This is a genomic window from Nocardia sp. CDC160, from assembly GCF_035818795.1.
Classification (GTDB): domain Bacteria; phylum Actinomycetota; class Actinomycetes; order Mycobacteriales; family Mycobacteriaceae; genus Nocardia.
Map to the genome: position 1 here is coordinate 980550 of NZ_JAYKYT010000001.1, position 17023 is coordinate 997572.

Below are 17023 nucleotides of genomic sequence, written 5' to 3' on the forward strand. Positions count from 1 at the left end.
GTCACCTCCGTAGCGGCGATGCCCGGTCCTTTCGTGTGTTCTAACCGCGGGAACGGATGTAGGCCAGTTGGGCCTTGACCGAGCTCTGGGCGGCTGGCCACAGCCGCTTGTCCACGTCCGCGTAGACCTCGGCGACGATGCGCAGGGATCCGGCCTTGGGGCCGAGCTTTTCCAGCGCCGCGCGGACCTGGTTCAGACGCTCCTCGCGGTGGGCGATGTAGTAGCGGATGACCGGTTCGGCGTCCGGATGGTCGGGGCCGTGGGCCGGGAGCAGGTGGCGGCCCGGGGCGGCGGCCACCAGGCGGTTCAGGGAGTCCAGATAGTCGGCGAGCGCGTCGTCACGGGATTCCAGGACGGTCGTCCCACTGCCCAGGACGGTGTCGCCGGTGAGCAGGACCCGTTCGCCGTCGGGGCCATCCACCAGGAAGCTCAGCGAGTCCTCGGTATGTCCCGGGGTGGCGAGCACCGTGATGCGCAAACCCGCGGCCTCGATGACCTCGCCGTCGGTCAGCACTGTGCCCGAGCCGCGCAGGAATTCGGAATCCTTGGCGCGCACCGGGGTTCCGGTGGCCTTGACCAGATGGTCGATGCCGCCGGTGTGGTCGGCGTGGTGATGGGTGATGAGGGTGAGGGCGATGTCGCCGCCGGTCTCGCGGACGAGGGCCTCGGTGTGCTTGCGATCCTTCGGACCCGGGTCCACCAGGACGTATTCCGTTGCCCCGGGGGCGCGCAGCAGCCAGGTGTTCGTGCCCTGCAACGTCATTCCGTTGGGATTGTCGGCCAGCACCACGGCGGCGGACGGAGTCACTTGCCGCAGTTGCTCATACGCGGGATGGGTGAGCGTCATCTTCTCGTCCTAGTGCACGGGGTGCGGTGCGTCCAGGGTTGAACGCACCACACTCGCCTTGTGCCGCAACGGCTTCGCGTCAGCGAACCTCGGCGATGAGTTCCACTTCGACCGGCGTGTTCAGGGGCAGCTCGTTGACGCCGACGGCCGAGCGCGCGTGCACCCCGGCGTCGCCGAGCACCGCGCCGAGCAGCTCCGAGGCGCCATTGATGACCAGCGGCTGGCTGTTGAAACCGGCCGCGGAGGCCACGAAGCCGACGACCTTCACGATGCGCACCACATTGTCGAGCCCGACCAGGTCGTGCACGACCGAAAGCGCGTTGAGCGCGGCCAGTTTGGCCATCTCGGCGCCCTGCTCGACGCTGATCTCCGCACCGAGCTTGCCGGTCAGCGGCAGCTCACCATTGACGAACGGCAGCTGGCCGGAGGTGTAGACGTAGCTGCCGGACCGCACACCGGGCACGTACACCGCGACCGGCTTGGGAGCCGGAGGCAGCTCAAGCCCGAGCTCCTTCAGATTCTCGGCCCACCCCGCCCGACCCGTCGCCCCGCCGCCACCCCCAACGGAATCGCTCTGCGATGCCGCCATCATTTCCTCCTCTTGAGGTAGGCGACATGCTGTTCGCCGGTCGGCCCGGGCAGCACGGTGACGAGTTCCCAGCCGTCGGAACCCCACTGGTCGAGAATGGCCTTGGTGGCATGGGTCAGCAGGGGCACGGTGGCGTACTCCCACACGGTCACATCACTCATGGCCTGAGACTAGCCCCGGCACGGTTACCCCAGTTCCCCAGGCCCTCCGACTACGCTGCGGGATTGGGAAATACAAGTCCCTAGTGGTGTATCAGACAGTTGACAAGTCCTGTGGGCAGGAATCCGGAACGAGTTATAGGCTCGCGAGCGTGGGAGTACCGATAGCAGTGCCCGTTTCGGTTGAGCCGGGGGTCGAAGCAGGGTGGCCGGAGCGAGCGGACAAGGCCCGCTTGCACTATGTATCCGGCAAGGGTGGGACCGGTAAGTCGACGGTCGCCGCGGCATTGGCGCTGGCACTCGCGGCGGGTGGGCGTCGCGTACTGCTGGTCGAGGTCGAGGGCAGACAGTCCATCGCGCAGCTGTTCGATCTGCCGCCGTTGCCGCCCACCGAAACTCGCATCGCCACCGCGGACGGTGGCGGCGAGGTGATCGCGCTGGCGCTGGACGTCGAGCACGCCTTCCTCGAATACCTCGACATGTTCTACAACCTGGGTTTCGCCGGTCGCGCCATGCGCCGGGTGGGTGCGATCGAATTCGTCACCACCATCGCGCCGGGTCTGCGGGACGTCATCCTCACCGGCAAGATCAAGGAATGCGCGGTGCGCGTCGACAAGAAGACCGGCAAGCCGGTCTACGACGAGATCGTCATCGACGCACCGCCGACCGGCCGCATCGCCAGCTTCCTCGACGTCACCCAGGCCATGGCCGAGATCGCGGGCGGCGGCCCGATCGCCTCGCAGGCCGAGGGCGTGTCCAAGCTGCTGCACTCACCGCAGACCATGATTCACCTGGTCACCCTGCTCGAGGCGCTGCCGGTGCAGGAAACCGCCGACGCCATCGCCGAACTCACGGCCAATGACCTGAATATCGGCACGGTGATCGTGAATCGGGCCAGCGAGGGCTACCTGGCGCGGAACACCCGCGAACGCGCCGCGACGGGCGAGGTCGACGTCGACGCGTTGCGGGCGGGGCTGACGGAGGCCGGAATCACCTTGTCCGAGGCCGATTTCCAGGGTCTGGTCGCCGAGGCCGTGGAGCATTCGCGCCGCCTGGCCGCCCAGGACGAGAGCGCCGAGGAGCTGTCGGCGGTCGACATCTCGCGGCTCTACCTGCCGTCCCTGACCGACGGCATGGATCTGGGCGGGCTCTACGAGCTGGCCGAAGTCTTGAGCGCCCAGGGGGTTCGCTAGTCATGGTCGTTCCGGCAGGCACTGTGCCCCTGGATGTTTCGAAGATCATCGCCGATCCGTCGGCCCGCATCGTGGTGTGCTGCGGTTCCGGCGGCGTCGGCAAGACCACCACGGCCGCGGCCATCGCGCTGCGCGCGGCGGAGTCGGGCCGCAAGGTCGTGGTGCTCACCATCGACCCGGCGCGCCGACTGGCTCAGTCGCTGGGCGTGAGCGACCTCGGAAACGTGCCGCAGAAGGTCGAACTCGGCCCGGAGGCCAAGGGCGAGCTGTTCGCCATGATGCTGAACATGCGCCGCACCTTCGACGAAATGGTGCTCGAGCACACCAGCCCCGAGAAGGCCGAGCAGATCTTCGCCAATCCGATCTACCAGACCGTCGCGTCCTCCTTCGGTGGCACCCAGGAGTACATGGCGATGGAGAAGCTCGGGCAGTTGGCGTCCAAGCGCGAGTGGGACCTGATCGTGGTCGACACCCCGCCCTCGCGCAATGCCCTGGACTTCCTGGACGCGCCCAAGCGCCTGGGCAATTTCCTCAACGGCAAGATGATTCGCGTCATCATGGCCCCGGGCCGGGGGGTCGGCAAATTCGTGGCGGGCGCCATGAGCCTGGCGCTGCGCGGCGTCTCGACCATTGTCGGCGGGCAGTTGCTCAAAGACGCCAGTGTCTTCCTGCAGTCACTGGAGTCCATGTTCGGCGGCTTCCAGGATCGCGCCGACCGCACCTACGCCATGCTCTCGCGGCCCGGCACCCACTTCCTGGTGGTGGCCGCCGCCGAGCCGGACGCGCTGCGCGAGGCGAGCTTCTTCGTGGATCGGCTCTCGACCGACAAGATGCCGCTGGCGGGTCTGGTGCTCAATCGGACGCACCCGGTGTTGAGCTCGCTGTCGGCCGAGCAGGCTCAGGTCGCGGCGGACCGTCTAGCCCCCCTGACGTCGCCGAACGGCAGTGGCTCCGAACCGGTCTCGGAGACGCCGGAGTCGCTCGCGGCCGCGGTGCTGCGCATCCACGCCCACCGGGCGGCCACCGCGAAGCGGGAACAGCATCTGCTGCATCGCTTCACGGGCGCGCACCCGAGCGTCCCGATCGTGGCGGTCACCGCCCTGCCGTTCGAGGTCGCCGACCTGGAAGCGCTACGCGCGGTCGGAGACCAGCTCGTCGAAGCAGCGGCTGCCAAGCCCGCCTGACACGGCCGGGTCTTTCGACCCTTCCGCGCCCTTTGCCCGATCCGACCCCGGACACGGATCGAGCCCGCTACCGCGGGCTCGATCCGTTCTGCTTATAGGGGGGATCTGGGTAAGGGATACTCGGTTACATCGCTACCTTCTGTGATCGCTGGACGCGGAAGAAGTCCGCCCAACTCGTCACCTCCGGATGCTGTTTGAGCAGCGCACGGCGCTGCCGCTCGGTCATGCCGCCCCACACACCGAACTCGACGCGATTGTCCAGGGCGTCCGCCCCGCACTCCATCAGAACCGGGCAGTGCCGACAGATGGTTGCCGCTTTACGCTGCGCGGCGCCACGCACGAACAGCTGGTCGGGATCCACTTCCTTGCATCGGGCCTGGGAAACCCAGGCGATTCTCGCTTCGGCCTGCTCCACGTCCAATCGAGCGATCGGGGTAGTCATGTGCATTTGGTGTGCCCCTTTGCAGTCCGAACACCGGGTCACGGCGCTCCAGAATCGCGAGTGCAGCGCGCAGTTACCCAACCCCACTGCGTTCTGCACCACATTCCACTTTGAGTGTTAGCTCTATCACACTGGGTTCTCAATCTAGGTAAAGGTGCATGGCCTGCGCAAGACCGTCCCGAGATTTTCTGGTACGTCCGTCCACGCATTCGTTGCATGGAACCGGGCAGTCCGTCCCATTTAGGACGAATGGACACCCCGGCGGGCGAACACCGAGCGCCCGAAAGGCCAATTAGGCTAGGGCCCGTGCCCATCACACGAACGCTCTGGAGACTGGCCGGTAGCTGCGTCCTGGCCGCCGTCCTGCTCGCCGGGCTGCTGTTCCCGCTCGCCGGTGGCTTCGGGTTCATCTCGAACCGCGCCGCCGACGCCGTCGACAATGTCTCCGCCGAGCTGGTCGAGGGCACCGTGCCCGCGGTCTCGACCATGGTGGACGCGAACGGAACTCCGTTCGCGTGGCTGTACGAGCAGCGCCGGTTCGAGGTCCCGAGCGACAAGATCTCCAATGACATGAAGCTGTCCCTGGTCTCGGTGGAGGACAAGCGCTTCGCCGATCACCACGGGGTGGACTGGCAGGGCACCTTCCGCGCCTTCCTGACCAATACCTCGGGTGGCCAGGTGTCCCAGGGTGGTTCGACCATCGACCAGCAGTACGTGAAGAACTACCTGCTGCTCGTGGTCGCCAAGACCGACGCCGAACGCCGCGCCGCCACCGAGACCACCCCCGCGCGCAAGATCCGCGAGATCCGCATGGCGCTGACGCTGGACAAGCGGCTCACCAAGGACGAGATCCTCACCCGGTATCTGAACCTGGTGCCGTTCGGCAACGGCTCCTACGGCATTCAGGACGCCGCGCAGACCTACTTCGGCGTGGACGCCAAGGACCTCAACGTCCCACAGTCGGCGATGCTGGCGGGCATGGTGCAGTCCAGCTCCAAGCTGAACCCGTACACCAACCCACAGGGCGTGCTGGAGCGCCGGAACACCGTGCTGGACACCCTGATCCAGAACGTGCCCAACCGCGCCGACGAGTACCGCAAGGCCAAGGAGACGGCGCTGGGCGTGCTGCCCGAGCCCAAGAGCCTGCCGCGCGGCTGCATCGCCGCCAACGACCGCGGCTTCTTCTGCGATTACGCGCTGCAATACCTGAACAACGCGGGCATCAGCCGCGATCAGATCGAGAAGGGCGGCTACCTGATTCGCACCACCCTGGACCCGGCGGTCCAGGACCAGGTGCGCGATTCGCTGGCGGCCAACACCAATCCGAATCTGGACGATATCGCCGAGGTCATGAATATCGTGGCCCCCGGCCAGGATTCCCATCCGCTGCTGGCCATGGGCTCGAGCCGCGTCTACGGCCTCGACGCGAACGCGCATCAAACCGTACAGCCGCAGCCGTATTCGATGGTCGGTGACGGCGCGGGCTCGATCTTCAAGATCTTCACCACGGCCGCGGCCATGGAGAAGGGCCTGGGCATCAACGCCACCCTCGACGTGCCCGCCAACTTCCAGGCCAAGGGCATGGGTAACTCCGGCACGCCGGGCTGCCCGCCGGAGACCTACTGCGTGAAGAACGCGGGCAACTACAAGGGCTCCATGTCGGTGACCGAGGCGCTGGCGACCTCGCCGAACACGGCCTTCGTCAAGCTGATTCAGGCCGTGGGCGTGTCCCCGACCGTGGACATGGCCGTGCGCCTGGGCATGCGCTCCTACACCCAGCCCGGCACTTCCGGCCACGGCAACCAGAGCCTGGCCGACATGATCAAGGACCAGAATCTGGGCTCGTTCACGCTGGGCCCGGTCGCGATCAATCCGCTCGAGCTGTCGAATGTGGCCGCCACGCTGGCCTCCAGCGGCAAGTGGTGCCCGCCCACCCCCATCAAGGAGGTGGTGGACCGCAGTGGCAAGTCGGTGCCGCTGACCCAGCAGGCGTGTGAGCAGGTGGTGGATCCGGGTCTGGCCAACACCCTCGCGGTAGCGCTGGGGCAGGACGTGGTGAGCGGTACCGCGGCCGCGTCGGCGCACTCGGTGGGCTGGAACATCCCGACCTCCGCAAAGACGGGAACCACCGAGAGCCACCGGTCCTCGGCCTTCCTGGCGTTCACCAACTCCTTCGCCGGGGCCGCCTACATCTACGGCGACAGCCCGACGCCGGGCGAGATCTGCTCGTTCCCGCTGCGCAGCTGCGGCAGCGGAAACCTGTACGGCGGTAACGAACCGGCCAAGACGTATCTGAGCGCGATGAAGAACGTGCTGGACCGGTTCCCGCCCGCGGTGCTGCCGCCCACCGACGACAAATACGTTCGCGGATCGAACAATTCGCAGATTCCGGACGTGATCGGCATGAACCAGGCCGAGGCCACCTCGACGCTGGTGGCGGCGGGCTTCCAGGTGTCGGTGACGACCCAGCCGGGCGCGGCCAAGGGGACGGTCATGAACGTCTCGCCCAATGGGTCCGCCATTCCGGGCTCGGTGATCACGCTCTACGTCAGCGACGGCAGTCAGGTCCCCGCGCCCGCGCCGAACGCACCGCCCGCGGCACCGGGATTGCCGAGCATCACCATCCCGGCACTGCCGCCGATCCCGATTCCCATACCGATCCCGCGGTAGGCAAAGAAAAGACCCGGAGTGATTCGATCACTCCGGGTCTTTCGTATCCATGGAACCTTCAGAGCCGAGCCTTCACAGCCGGGCCTTCACGGCCGCCGAGATCCGGGACCCGTCGGCGCGCCCGGCCGCCAGCGCGGTCGCGGCCTTCATGACCTGGCCCATCTGCTTCATCCCCGGCCGCTCACCGAGTTGCTCGGCGATGTCGGCGATGGCGGTGTCGGCGATATCGCCCACCTCGGCGTCGGTCAGCTGGGTGGGCAGGTACTCGTCGATGATCTGCTCTTCGGCGCGCTCGTTGGCGGCCAGCTCGCCACGCCCGGCCTGCTCGTAGACGACGGCGGCCTCATTGCGCTTCTTCGCCTCCTTCTGCAGGACGGCGATGACCTCGGTATCGGAAAGCTCCCGCGCCTCGGGTCCGGCGACCTCGGCGTTCTGGATCGCGGACAGCAGCATGCGCAGGGTGCCCAGGCGCAGCGCGTCCTTGCTCTTCATCGCGGCGGTCATATCCGATCGAAGCTTGGTTTTGAGTTCCGACATGAGCGACACGGTACGAGGGACTTCTATCGTGGTCCAGCTCATTTGACTCGATGTTTCTCCGCCGGGTCGCCTATTCTGGGCAAATGCCCGTCTTCTCGACCTCCACCCTCAGCCGTGCCGCACTCGGAGCCGCCGGGGTCGCGGTCGCCGGAATCGGATACGCCACGCTCATCGAGCGCAATGCCTTCACGCTGCGGGAAGCGACGCTACCGGTGCTCGAACCGGGCAAGCCGTCCCTACGGGTGTTGCACATCAGCGACCTGCACATGATGCCCGGCCAGCAGCTCAAGCAGGCCTGGCTGCGCGAGCTGGACCGGCTGGAGCCGGACCTGGTGGTGAACACCGGGGACAACCTCTCGCATCAGAAGTCGGTGCCCGCCGTGGTGCAGTCGCTGGGCGGATTGCTCGCGCGCCCCGGCATTTTCGTCTTCGGCTCGAACGATTACTTCGCGCCGGTGCCCAAGAACCCGCTCAAGTACTTCAAGAAGGACCACAAGCGCGTCTACGGCGATCCGCTGCCCTGGCAGGATCTGCGGGCCGCGTTCACCGAGCGGGGCTGGCTGGACCTGACGCACGTGCGCCGCGATCTCGAGGTCGCCGGGGTGAAGATCTCGACCGCGGGCGTGGACGATCCGCACCTGAAGCGGGACCGCTACGACACTGTGGCGGGTGCGCCGAATCCCTTGGCGGACTTGAGCATCGGACTGACCCACTCGCCGGAGCCGCGCGTGCTGGACCGGTTCGCGGCCGACGGCTACGACCTGGTCATGGCGGGCCACACGCACGGCGGGCAGCTGTGCGTGCCGGGCTTCGGCGCGCTGGTGACCAACTGCGGTATCGACCGGGCGCGGGTGAAGGGTCCCTCGCGATGGGGCGCGCACACCCGGCTGCACGTGTCGGCCGGGCTGGGCACCTCGCCGTGGGCGCCGTACCGGTTCTGCTGCCGTCCAGAGGCCACGCTGCTGACGCTGGTCGGCGCGCCGCCGAAGAAGCCGATCGCCGAGTCGGGTCGCGGCCGTACCGCGTCGGAGGCTGTCGCGCGGTGAGCGCCCGCCGCGATATACAGCGCGGTATGTAGTTTTCAGTCAGGGGGCAACCGTGACCAGTGGAAACGACCACAGCAACGAGCCGGGTCGGCAACCCGATCCGAATTGGTGGCAGGGCGCGCCCGCCCAGGAGCCGACCTGGCAGCAGCCGTATCCGCCTGCCCCGCAACCGAATCCGACGTGGCAGCAGCAACCGCCTACGACACCCGTTCCCGGCGGACCGTACGGCCAGCAGTATCCGCCGACCCAGGCGTTCGGCGGCCCGCCGCCCGGCTACGGCGGCCAGCCGCCCTATCCTCCGCCGCCCGGCGGCAAGCGCCCCACCTGGCTTTTCGTAGCCCTCGCCGGACTGATCGTGGTGATCATCGCCGCGGTCGTGGCGGTCGTGCTGGTGAACCGGAATTCCCAAGACACCTCGGCGAAGTCGAGCACCACGCCCTCGCTGATCAGCGCCCTCACCTCGACCACGGCCAAGCCCAGCGCGTCGAAGCCCACGACCACCAGGACGACCGGCCCGAAGCCGACCTCCACACCCACCGCCGTCATCCCCGGCTATCAGGTGGTGACGATCCCGGACAACGGTGCGGCCTATGACATTCCGCGGAACTGGCAGGTGGATCGCAGCGGGCAGACCACCTTCGGCAGCGGCACGGACACGATTCCGGTGGCCGGGCTGGCGCAGGACGGCGTCGACTACTGCCCGCAGAATGTGCGCACCAATGTCTTTCTGACCCAGTCCGACGAGTCGGATCCGGCCAAGGCGGCCGCCGATATCGGAACCCGCCTGGGCCGCATCGGCTGGTCCGCCTCGACCGGCGCGACACCCGGCGCGCCGGAGTCGTTCCAGTCCTCCGACGGGCAGTTGCAGGGCATCTTCCTGGAGACCAAGGGCAATGCCCCGACCACCACGGCGGGCTGCGCCTCGACCTACTCCGTCTACACCTTCGCCTTCCCGGGCGACAATGGCGCGTTCGTGTTCACCATTGCCGCCGACACCGGGGTGGACCAGGCGGTGGACGCGACCCTCGCGAAGAAGATTCTCGCCAGCATCCGCCCGATTCAATAAGGGCGACAAGACAACTCGTCAGACAGGGGGTCCGACGATGAGCAGTGGCAACGACGATCGGGACATCGATCCGGAGAAGACCACGTCCAGCGGTGATTGGTGGCAGGGCCTGCCCGGCCGGGGATACACCACGCCACCCAACACTCCGCCGCAACCGACATATCCATATACGAGCCCCAACCCCTACACGCCGTATCAATCGGCCCCGAATCCCATTCCGCCGGTGCAGAATCCGTATACCACCGGGCCGAACATGTTCCCGCCCAACCCAACCGGCGGCTATCCGACACCGCCACCACCGCCCGGCGGTCGTGGTCGCCTGTGGTTGCTCGTCGGGGTGGGCGCGCTGGTCGTGGTCATCGCCGTGGTCGTCGCGATCGTGGTGGTGGTGCGCGATTCCGGCAATTCCGCCGCGCCCGCCAGCACTTCGGCACCCGCGTCGACCAGCCGGGCGACCACGTCGGCACCGCGCACCACCGCGCCCGCGACCTCCACGGTGCCGCCCCAGATCCCCGGCTATCAGGTCGACGTGCCCAAGGACCTGACGGCCGCGTGGGACATTCCGAAGGACTGGAGCATCGATCAATCCATCAGCACCTTCGGCACCAGCGAGGACAGCATCCCGGCCGTGGGCTACGCGCAGGAGGGCGAGGAGTACTGCCCGAACAATGTGCGCACCACCATGTTTCTGACCTCCTCGGACATCGACGACGCGACCGCGGCGGCCTCCGATGTGGGCACCCGCGCCGCGCGCATCGGCTACTCCACCAAGACCTCGGTCACCGGCGGCACCCCGCAGCCCTTCGCCACCACCGACAGCCTGCACGGCATCTTCCTCGAGACCAGCGGCACCTTCACCGCCCCCGCGGGCTGCGCCACCACCTTCTCCGTCTACACCTTCGCCCTCAGCGTGGGCACCGCGGGCAAGGGCTCACTGGTCTTGACACTCGTCGCCGACACGGGCGTGGATCGCTCGGTCACCGCCGATTTCGCGCGTAAACTGTTCGCCACTTTCCGCCTGCTTTAGACCACCTGACCAGCCGATTTAACGTCTGGCACGACCGTGCGCTAAGCTACTCCAGGTTCGCCTCACGGGGTGTGGCGCAGCTTGGTAGCGCGCTTCGTTCGGGACGAAGAGGTCGCAGGTTCAAATCCTGTCACCCCGACTGTGTGGTTGAGACACAACTCGGCCCCCGGCTCTTTCGAGAGTCGGGGGTTTTGTGTTGTGCGGGGTCGGTCAGCCTGCGACCGGGCGAAGTCGGGTGCCGCCCAGGCGATTCGCGTGGTCGGTGAGGATGGTGCGCAGGACGGCGGCCGAGGTCTCGTCGGCGGGGGTGAGGACGGTGAGGCTGTGGTCCGCGCCGTCGGGGCTGGTGAGGTTGTCGTAGCAGACGGTCAGGTCACCGGCCTGGGGATGCCGGATTCGCTTGCTGCCGTGGCTGCGGTCCTGGACCGTGTGGTCGTCCCACCAGGTCGCGAATTTCGGGCTCTCCGTGCGTAATTCGGCGATCACCGCGCGTAGTCGGGCATCGTCGGGGTGGCGTGCGGAGTTGCGGCGCAGATTGCCGACGGTTTCGCGGGCGATCCGCTCCCAGTCGAGTTGGGTGGCCCGGGTGCCCGGGTCCAGCAGGGTCAGGCGGGCGGCATTGACGCCGGGCTCGAAGCCGGGGCCGAACAGGGCCGCCGCGGCGGTATTGCGGGCCAGCACATCCAGCCGGAAATCGCTCAGATAGGCCGGGAGCGAGGGCATGCCGTCGAGGATGGCGCGCAGCGAGGCCGGGGGCTCGCCGGTCCGGCGGCTGGGCGGCTGTGCGCCGCGGGCGATGAGGTGCAGGTGCGCGCGCTCGGCGTCGGTGAGCCGCAGCGCGTCCGCGAGCGCGTCGAGGATCGCGGCCCCCGGCGTGCCGACCCGGCCCTGCTCGAGCCGGATGTACCAGTCGATGCTGACCGCGGCCAGCTGGGCGACCTCCTGCCGCCGCAATCCGGGCGTGCGCCGCGTGCCGACGCTCGGCAGTCCGGCGTCCTGCGGCAACAACCGCTCTCGCATCGCGCGCAGGAAAGCGCCCAGCTCCCTACCGGATCCCGTACCGTCCACCAGGCCAGCCTAGGGCCGCGCCGGGTGGTACGCGGAATACCAGGGTGCGGACAATCTCCCTGCCCGTTCCGAATCGCGGGATTCTGGTCCTGCCATTCGAAATACCGAGGAGGACGGCCATGAACCGCACCGCACGCATTGTTTCCACGACCTTGGCCGTGGCGGCGCTGGCGGGTATCGCGGGCTGCACCAGCGACAAGGACTCGGCCACCACGACGACGACCCCGACCTCGACCTCGGTCCAGGTCCGTCCGGTCGTCCCGGCCAATGCCGCCGCGTTCACCGTGACCACCCCCGACGCCACCACAACCTTCCCCGCCGACTTCTACGCGGGCAGCTTCGGCTGCACCGCCGCCAATCGAGCCCCGCATCTGCAATGGTCCGGCGCCCCCGCGGCCGCGAAGAGCTTCGCCGTCACCATGTTCGATCCGGACGCCCCGACCGGCGCGGGCTTCTGGCACTGGGTGAACTGGGACATCCCCGCCACCGCAACGGATTTCACCGCGGGCACGACCGGCGTGGCGGGCACCAACGATGCCGGTGTCCCCGGCTACCTGGGCCCATGCCCGCCCGCCGGAGACCAGCCGCACACCTACCAGATCTCGGTCCTGGCCCTGGACACCCCGAGCCTGGACCTGCCCGCCACCACCATGCCCACGGTCGCTTCGTTCTCGATGGGTTCGCACATCATCGGCGTCGCGCGGCTGACCCTGACCGCGCGACGCTGACCCCGCTCAGCCCAGGTGCAGGCGGCGCATCAGCCGCAGTGTGACCAGGGTCGACTTGAGCTGCTTCTCGTAGGGCATGGACGCCCGCGCGGCCATGATCTGCTTCTTCTGCACGCCGACATTGATGGTGTCGGTGTACTTGAGCAGCCCGGCCGCGCCGTGGCGGGTGCCGACGCCGGACTGCTTGACGCCGCCCGACGGGGTGCCCTTGGCGGCGTAGCTGGTGACGAAGCCGTCGTTGATATTGATGGCTCCGGCCTCCAGGCGCTCGGCCAAAGCCGTTGCGCGGTCGATGTTTCCGGTCCAGACGCTGGCATTGAGCCCGTAGGCGGTGTCGTTGGCGAGGGCGACGGCCTCGTCGACGGTGGCGTACTTGTAGATGCTGACCACGGGCCCGAAGGTCTCCATGGTGGCGTGGGCCATGTCCTTGGTGACGCCGGTGAGCACGGTGGGCTCGAAGAAGGCCGGGCCGATATCGGGGCGCGGATTGCCACCGGTGACGACGGTCGCGCCCTTCTCGCGGGCCTCGTCGACATGGGAGGCGACGCGCTTCATGTGGTCCACCGAGACCAGCGAGCCCATCTCGGGCTCGAAGTCGTAGCTCGCGCCCATCTTCTTCCCGAGTTCCTCTGCGGCGGCGACGAATCGGCGCAGGTACTCGTCGTAGATGCGCTCGTGCACGTAGATGCGCTCGATGTGCATACAGGCCTGGCCGGTATTGCCGAAGACGGCGAAGATGGCCGACGGGATGGCCTCGTCGAGGTTGACGTCGTCGAGCACGATCATCGGATTCTTGCCGCCGAGTTCGAGACTGCAGCCGATGAGATTGCGCCCGGCCTGTTCGCCGATGGTGCGGCCGGTGGCGGTGGAGCCGGTGAACATGACGAAGTCGACATTGTCGATGAGGGTCGGGCCGACATCGGGACCGCCGCCGCACACGACCTGGACCAGTCCGCGCGGCATACCCGCCTTGTGCAGCAGTTCGATGCCGTAGAGCGTGCACAGCGCGGTCTTGTTGTCCGGCTTCATGATCACGCCATTGCCCGCGATGAGCGCCGGGGTGGAGTCGGACATGGAGATGGCGAAGGGGAAGTTCCACGGCGCGATGACCGCGACCACGCCCTTGGGCCGATGCTCCTCGGTGGAGGAGGTGATGACCGGCATCGGGCCGGAGCGCTTCTTCGGCTTCAGCGTCTTCTCGGCGGTCTTGAGGTAGTGCGCGATGACCATCGGGGTGTCGCAGGCCTCTTCGATGGCCATGCGCCGGGCCTTGCCGCAGCCGATCTGAATCAGGTCCGCGATGGTCTCGATCTCGGAGAGAATCAGTTCGTGCGCCCGCTCGAACACCGCGAGCCGGTCCTTGAGCGGCCGTGCGGCCCATTCCTTTTGCGCGGCCCGCGCCATCTCGGCGGCGGCCACCACATCCTCGGGCGAGGACTGCGGCAGGTAGCCGACGACATCGCCGGTGTAGACCTCGACCATTTCGAAGGGCTCGCGAGCCTCCCCGGCCTGGCCCGCGGTCACCATCGCGGTGAGCCGATCGATGAGGGATTCCGTGACGCGCGGCGGAAGCTTCGCCTTGCTCTTTGTGCTCATGGGACTCTCTCCACTACTTGCCGCCCGTGACGGCGGTCACCATGATCCAAACTAGAACACGTTATTGTTCAGGACAACGGCACGGGGTAGTTTCGTGCCGGAATCAGCCCGGAAAGTGGAAAGAAGGGTCGGCGATGACCGCAGCGACTGCTGAGACGACTAGCAATACCGAACCGCACGCTCTGGTCGAGAAGCGCGGCGCGACGCTGATCGTCACCATGAACCGGCCCAAGTCCAAGAACGCCCTGACCGGCGAGATGCTGGCCATCATGACCGAGGCGTGGGACACCGTCGACAACGATCCGGAGATCCGCTCGTGCATCCTCACCGGTGCGGGCGGCGCGTTCTGCGCGGGCGCGGACCTGAAGGCGATGAGCAAGCGGAATCCGAGTGACGGCATGGCCGAGGGTTCGGCCTTCGACCCCGCGCGCATGCCCGGCCTGCTCAAGGGCCGCCGCCTGACCAAGCCGCTCATTGCCGCGGTCGAGGGCGCGGCCATCGCGGGCGGCACCGAGATCCTGCAGGGCACCGATATTCGCATCGCCGGTGAGAGCGCGAAATTCGGTGTGTCCGAGGCGAAGTGGAGCCTGTTCCCGATGGGCGGCTCGGCGGTGCGGCTGCCGCGGCAGATCCCGTACACCGTCGCGGCCGAGTTGCTGTTGACCGGTCGGCACATCACGGCGGCCGAGGCGCTGAACTTCGGGCTCATCGGGCATGTGGTGCCGGACGGGACCGCGCTGGACAAGGCCCTCGAGATCGCCGAGTTGATCAACAACAACGGCCCGCTGGCCGTGCAGGCTATCCTGAAGGTCATTCGCGACACCGAGGGGATGCACGAGGAAGAGGCGTTCCAGATCGACGCCAAGGTCGGACTGCCGGTCTTCCGCAGCGAAGACGCGAAGGAAGGCCCTCGCGCCTTCGCCGAGAAGCGCAAGCCGAACTTCCAAGGGAAGTAAGGCCTTTCAGCGAAGAGAGGACGTTTGGGGGCTGGGCCCCCACACCCCCTTGTCCTCTCCCAGGAATCCGCCCGACTGATGCCGCCACAGCTGCGCGTACATGCCCTCGGCGCGCAGCAACTCCTCGTGGCTGCCCTGCTCGACGATCCGCCCGCGATCGAGCACGATCAGCCGGTCCATATCGGCGACCGTGCTCAGCCGGTGCGCGACCACCAGCGCCGTGCGCCCTTCCATCAACTCCCAGAGCGCCTGCTGGACCAGGATTTCGCTCTCGGAGTCGAGGGCGCTGGTGGCCTCGTCCAGCAGCAGGATCGGGGCGTCGCGCAGGATGGCGCGCGCGAGCGCGACCCGCTGTCGTTGTCCGCCGGACAGTTTCACGCCGCGCTCACCGATGAGCGTGTCCATGCCGTCGGGCAGTCCGTCGGCGAATTCGGTGACGTGCGCGGCCTTGGCGGCCCGGCGCACCTCGGCATCGGTGGCGTCCGGCCGGGCGAACCGAATGTTCTCGATCAAGGTCCGGTGGAACATCGCGGGATCCTGCGGCACATAGGCCAGCATGCTGCGCAGATCACTCTGCTTCAGCCGCGAGATATCCTGCCCGCCAATGCGAATCACCCCGCCGTCGATATCCATCATGCGCAGCAGCAGCTGGGTGATGGTGCTCTTGCCGCCGCCGGAACGCCCGACCAGGCCGATCCGCGAGCCGCTGGGCACATCCAGGTCCAGGCCGCGGAACAGCGGCGGCGCACCCGCGTGCGCGAAGTCCACCCGCTCGAACCGAATCCCGGAGCCATTGGGCCGCAACGGTTCCGGATCCACCGGATCCAGCACGGTCGGCGATTCCAGCAGCAGTTCGGTGAACTGGGCCGCCTCGGTGACCGAGCTTTCCAGCCGCCGGTAGATCTGGTTGAACCGGAACATGATTCCCGTGGCGTTCCAGTAGTAGGTGAACGCCACGATGATCACCTCGACCGACGCGTGCCCGCCGTCGATGCCCAGCGCGATGAGCAGCCCCAGCACATTCACGATCACCATGAGCGGCATGACCGCCGTGTCGATGTACAGGTTGTTGTAGTCCCACGACCGCAGCGTCTTGCGCCGCTGCCCGACCACCCGCCGCCGGTGTTCGGCCGCCTCCTGCGGTTCGGCCGCGAAGGCCCGCACCGCCTGCATGTTCGACAGGCTGTCGGAGACGTGCCCGGAGACCAGCGCGACCGCGGCCTCGCGCTCGTCGACCAGGTGCTGGCGCCGCCGAATGAGCGGCGCGACCACCAGACCGCACAGCGCGATCAGCCCCAACAGGGTCACGACCAGCATCGGGTCGTAGCGCCACAGCACCACCGAGGCGAAGGTCAGGGGCACCAGCGCGGAGACGATTTCGAAGGCGAAGGTATCGGCGAACTCCTCGAACCGGGTCGCGAAGCTCAGCGACCGCTTGGTGAGCGAACCCGCGAAATTATTGTGGAAGAACGCCGCGTCCTTGGCCAGCAGCTCGTCCATGGCGATGGTGTAGAGGCCCTCGATGCCGTAGGCGTCGAGCCGGTTCAGGAAGTGAATCCCGATGCGCCAGAACACCTCCGACAGCAGCAGGACGCCCGCGAAGGCCAACACGTACGGCGCGAGCGCGCCGAACGAGGAGTCACCCGTGGCGGCGACCTTGCCGACCACCAGCGCCACCAGCAGCGGCGCGATGTAGAGCTGACAGGTGTTGCCGAGCGCCGGTCCCAGCATGCCCAGGGCCGTGATCGTCTTGCGCCGGTTCATTTCCCGGCCGTAATAGCGCAGAACCAGCATCACAGCGGATGTGCGCGAACTCATCCATCCCCTCTCGAATCAGTACTTCGAGCAGTGCAGACAGCCCAGAGTGCCTGGTCGGGAGGGTTCACGCCACTGAATTATCGCGGGGTGGTAGCTGG

16 protein-coding genes and 1 tRNA gene are annotated in these 17023 nt (G+C 67.5%); 9 read left to right on the forward strand and 8 right to left on the reverse strand.

What is annotated here, in order from left to right; all coding sequences use genetic code 11:
• Positions 1-40 precede the first annotated feature (40 nt).
• The 3 genes from VMT40_RS04365 to VMT40_RS04375 form a co-directional block, all read right to left on the reverse strand.
• Positions 41-847 carry an MBL fold metallo-hydrolase gene (locus tag VMT40_RS04365; protein ID WP_326356649.1) on the reverse strand — a complete coding sequence of 269 codons (807 nt, stop codon included), beginning with the start codon at positions 845-847 and terminating at the stop codon, positions 41-43.
• A gap of 79 nt (positions 848-926) precedes the next feature.
• Positions 927-1436, reverse strand: coding sequence for a RidA family protein (locus VMT40_RS04370; RefSeq protein WP_326356650.1), 510 nt, complete (start codon positions 1434-1436; stop codon positions 927-929).
• Positions 1436-1597, reverse strand: a complete 162-nt coding sequence (locus VMT40_RS04375) for a DUF4177 domain-containing protein (protein WP_086007868.1) — start codon at positions 1595-1597, stop codon at positions 1436-1438. Before VMT40_RS04375 ends, VMT40_RS04370 begins: the two co-directional genes overlap by 1 nt.
• 167 nt (positions 1598-1764) lie before the next feature.
• Between VMT40_RS04375 and VMT40_RS04380 the strand changes: the two genes are divergently transcribed.
• Both VMT40_RS04380 and VMT40_RS04385 read left to right on the forward strand, forming a co-directional pair.
• Complete coding sequence (locus VMT40_RS04380) at positions 1765-2787, forward strand: ArsA-related P-loop ATPase (RefSeq protein WP_326356651.1); 1023 nt, start codon at positions 1765-1767, stop codon at positions 2785-2787.
• Positions 2788-2789: 2 nt separating this feature from the next.
• Entirely contained in the window at positions 2790-3971 is a 1182-nt protein-coding gene (locus VMT40_RS04385) for an ArsA family ATPase (protein WP_326356652.1), read from the forward strand.
• A 124-nt stretch (positions 3972-4095) separates the two neighbouring features.
• Here VMT40_RS04385 and VMT40_RS04390 read toward each other — a convergent pair whose 3' ends face one another.
• Positions 4096-4419, reverse strand: a complete 324-nt coding sequence (locus VMT40_RS04390; RefSeq protein ID WP_033089817.1) for a WhiB family transcriptional regulator — start codon at positions 4417-4419, stop codon at positions 4096-4098.
• Positions 4420-4719: 300 nt separating this feature from the next.
• Between VMT40_RS04390 and VMT40_RS04395 the strand changes: the two genes are divergently transcribed.
• Complete coding sequence (locus tag VMT40_RS04395) at positions 4720-7083, forward strand: penicillin-binding protein (protein WP_326356653.1); 2364 nt, start codon at positions 4720-4722, stop codon at positions 7081-7083.
• Between the two features lie 72 nt (positions 7084-7155).
• On the opposite strand, the gene VMT40_RS04400 is transcribed toward VMT40_RS04395, so the two are convergent.
• Positions 7156-7620, reverse strand: coding sequence for a GatB/YqeY domain-containing protein (locus VMT40_RS04400; protein ID WP_326356654.1), 465 nt, complete (start codon positions 7618-7620; stop codon positions 7156-7158).
• Positions 7621-7703: 83 nt separating this feature from the next.
• Here VMT40_RS04400 and VMT40_RS04405 point away from each other — a divergent pair, with 83 nt between their 5' ends.
• The 4 genes from VMT40_RS04405 to VMT40_RS04420 all read left to right on the forward strand — a co-directional run bounded on the left by VMT40_RS04405 (position 7704) and on the right by VMT40_RS04420 (position 10898).
• Complete coding sequence (locus VMT40_RS04405) at positions 7704-8666, forward strand: metallophosphoesterase (protein ID WP_326310045.1); 963 nt, start codon at positions 7704-7706, stop codon at positions 8664-8666.
• Between the two features lie 52 nt (positions 8667-8718).
• Positions 8719-9732: a hypothetical protein gene (locus tag VMT40_RS04410; protein WP_326356655.1), complete on the forward strand. Its 1014-nt coding sequence runs from the start codon at positions 8719-8721 to the stop codon at positions 9730-9732.
• A gap of 37 nt (positions 9733-9769) precedes the next feature.
• The gene (locus VMT40_RS04415; RefSeq protein WP_326356656.1) at positions 9770-10759 is read left to right on the forward strand and encodes a hypothetical protein; all 990 of its coding nucleotides are present in this window, start codon (positions 9770-9772) and stop codon (positions 10757-10759) included.
• A 65-nt stretch (positions 10760-10824) separates the two neighbouring features.
• Positions 10825-10898, forward strand: a tRNA-Pro gene (locus VMT40_RS04420).
• Between the two features lie 71 nt (positions 10899-10969).
• On the opposite strand, the gene VMT40_RS04425 is transcribed toward VMT40_RS04420, so the two are convergent.
• Positions 10970-11827: a helix-turn-helix transcriptional regulator gene (locus tag VMT40_RS04425; RefSeq protein ID WP_326356657.1), complete on the reverse strand. Its 858-nt coding sequence runs from the start codon at positions 11825-11827 to the stop codon at positions 10970-10972.
• Between the two features lie 119 nt (positions 11828-11946).
• Here VMT40_RS04425 and VMT40_RS04430 point away from each other — a divergent pair, with 119 nt between their 5' ends.
• Positions 11947-12555 (forward strand): YbhB/YbcL family Raf kinase inhibitor-like protein, encoded by a 609-nt coding sequence (locus VMT40_RS04430; protein WP_326356658.1) that lies wholly within the window; start codon positions 11947-11949, stop codon positions 12553-12555.
• Positions 12556-12561: 6 nt separating this feature from the next.
• Here the strand turns inward: VMT40_RS04430 and VMT40_RS04435 are convergent, their stop codons facing one another.
• On the reverse strand, positions 12562-14151 hold the full coding sequence (locus VMT40_RS04435; RefSeq protein ID WP_326356659.1) for a succinic semialdehyde dehydrogenase: 1590 nt from the start codon (positions 14149-14151) through the stop codon (positions 12562-12564).
• Between the two features lie 134 nt (positions 14152-14285).
• Here VMT40_RS04435 and VMT40_RS04440 point away from each other — a divergent pair, with 134 nt between their 5' ends.
• Positions 14286-15107 carry a crotonase/enoyl-CoA hydratase family protein gene (locus tag VMT40_RS04440; protein WP_326356660.1) on the forward strand — a complete coding sequence of 274 codons (822 nt, stop codon included), beginning with the start codon at positions 14286-14288 and terminating at the stop codon, positions 15105-15107.
• A 6-nt stretch (positions 15108-15113) separates the two neighbouring features.
• Here VMT40_RS04440 and VMT40_RS04445 read toward each other — a convergent pair whose 3' ends face one another.
• Positions 15114-16925 carry an ABC transporter ATP-binding protein gene (locus VMT40_RS04445; RefSeq protein WP_326356661.1) on the reverse strand — a complete coding sequence of 604 codons (1812 nt, stop codon included), beginning with the start codon at positions 16923-16925 and terminating at the stop codon, positions 15114-15116.
• Between the last annotated feature and the right edge of the window lie 98 nt (positions 16926-17023).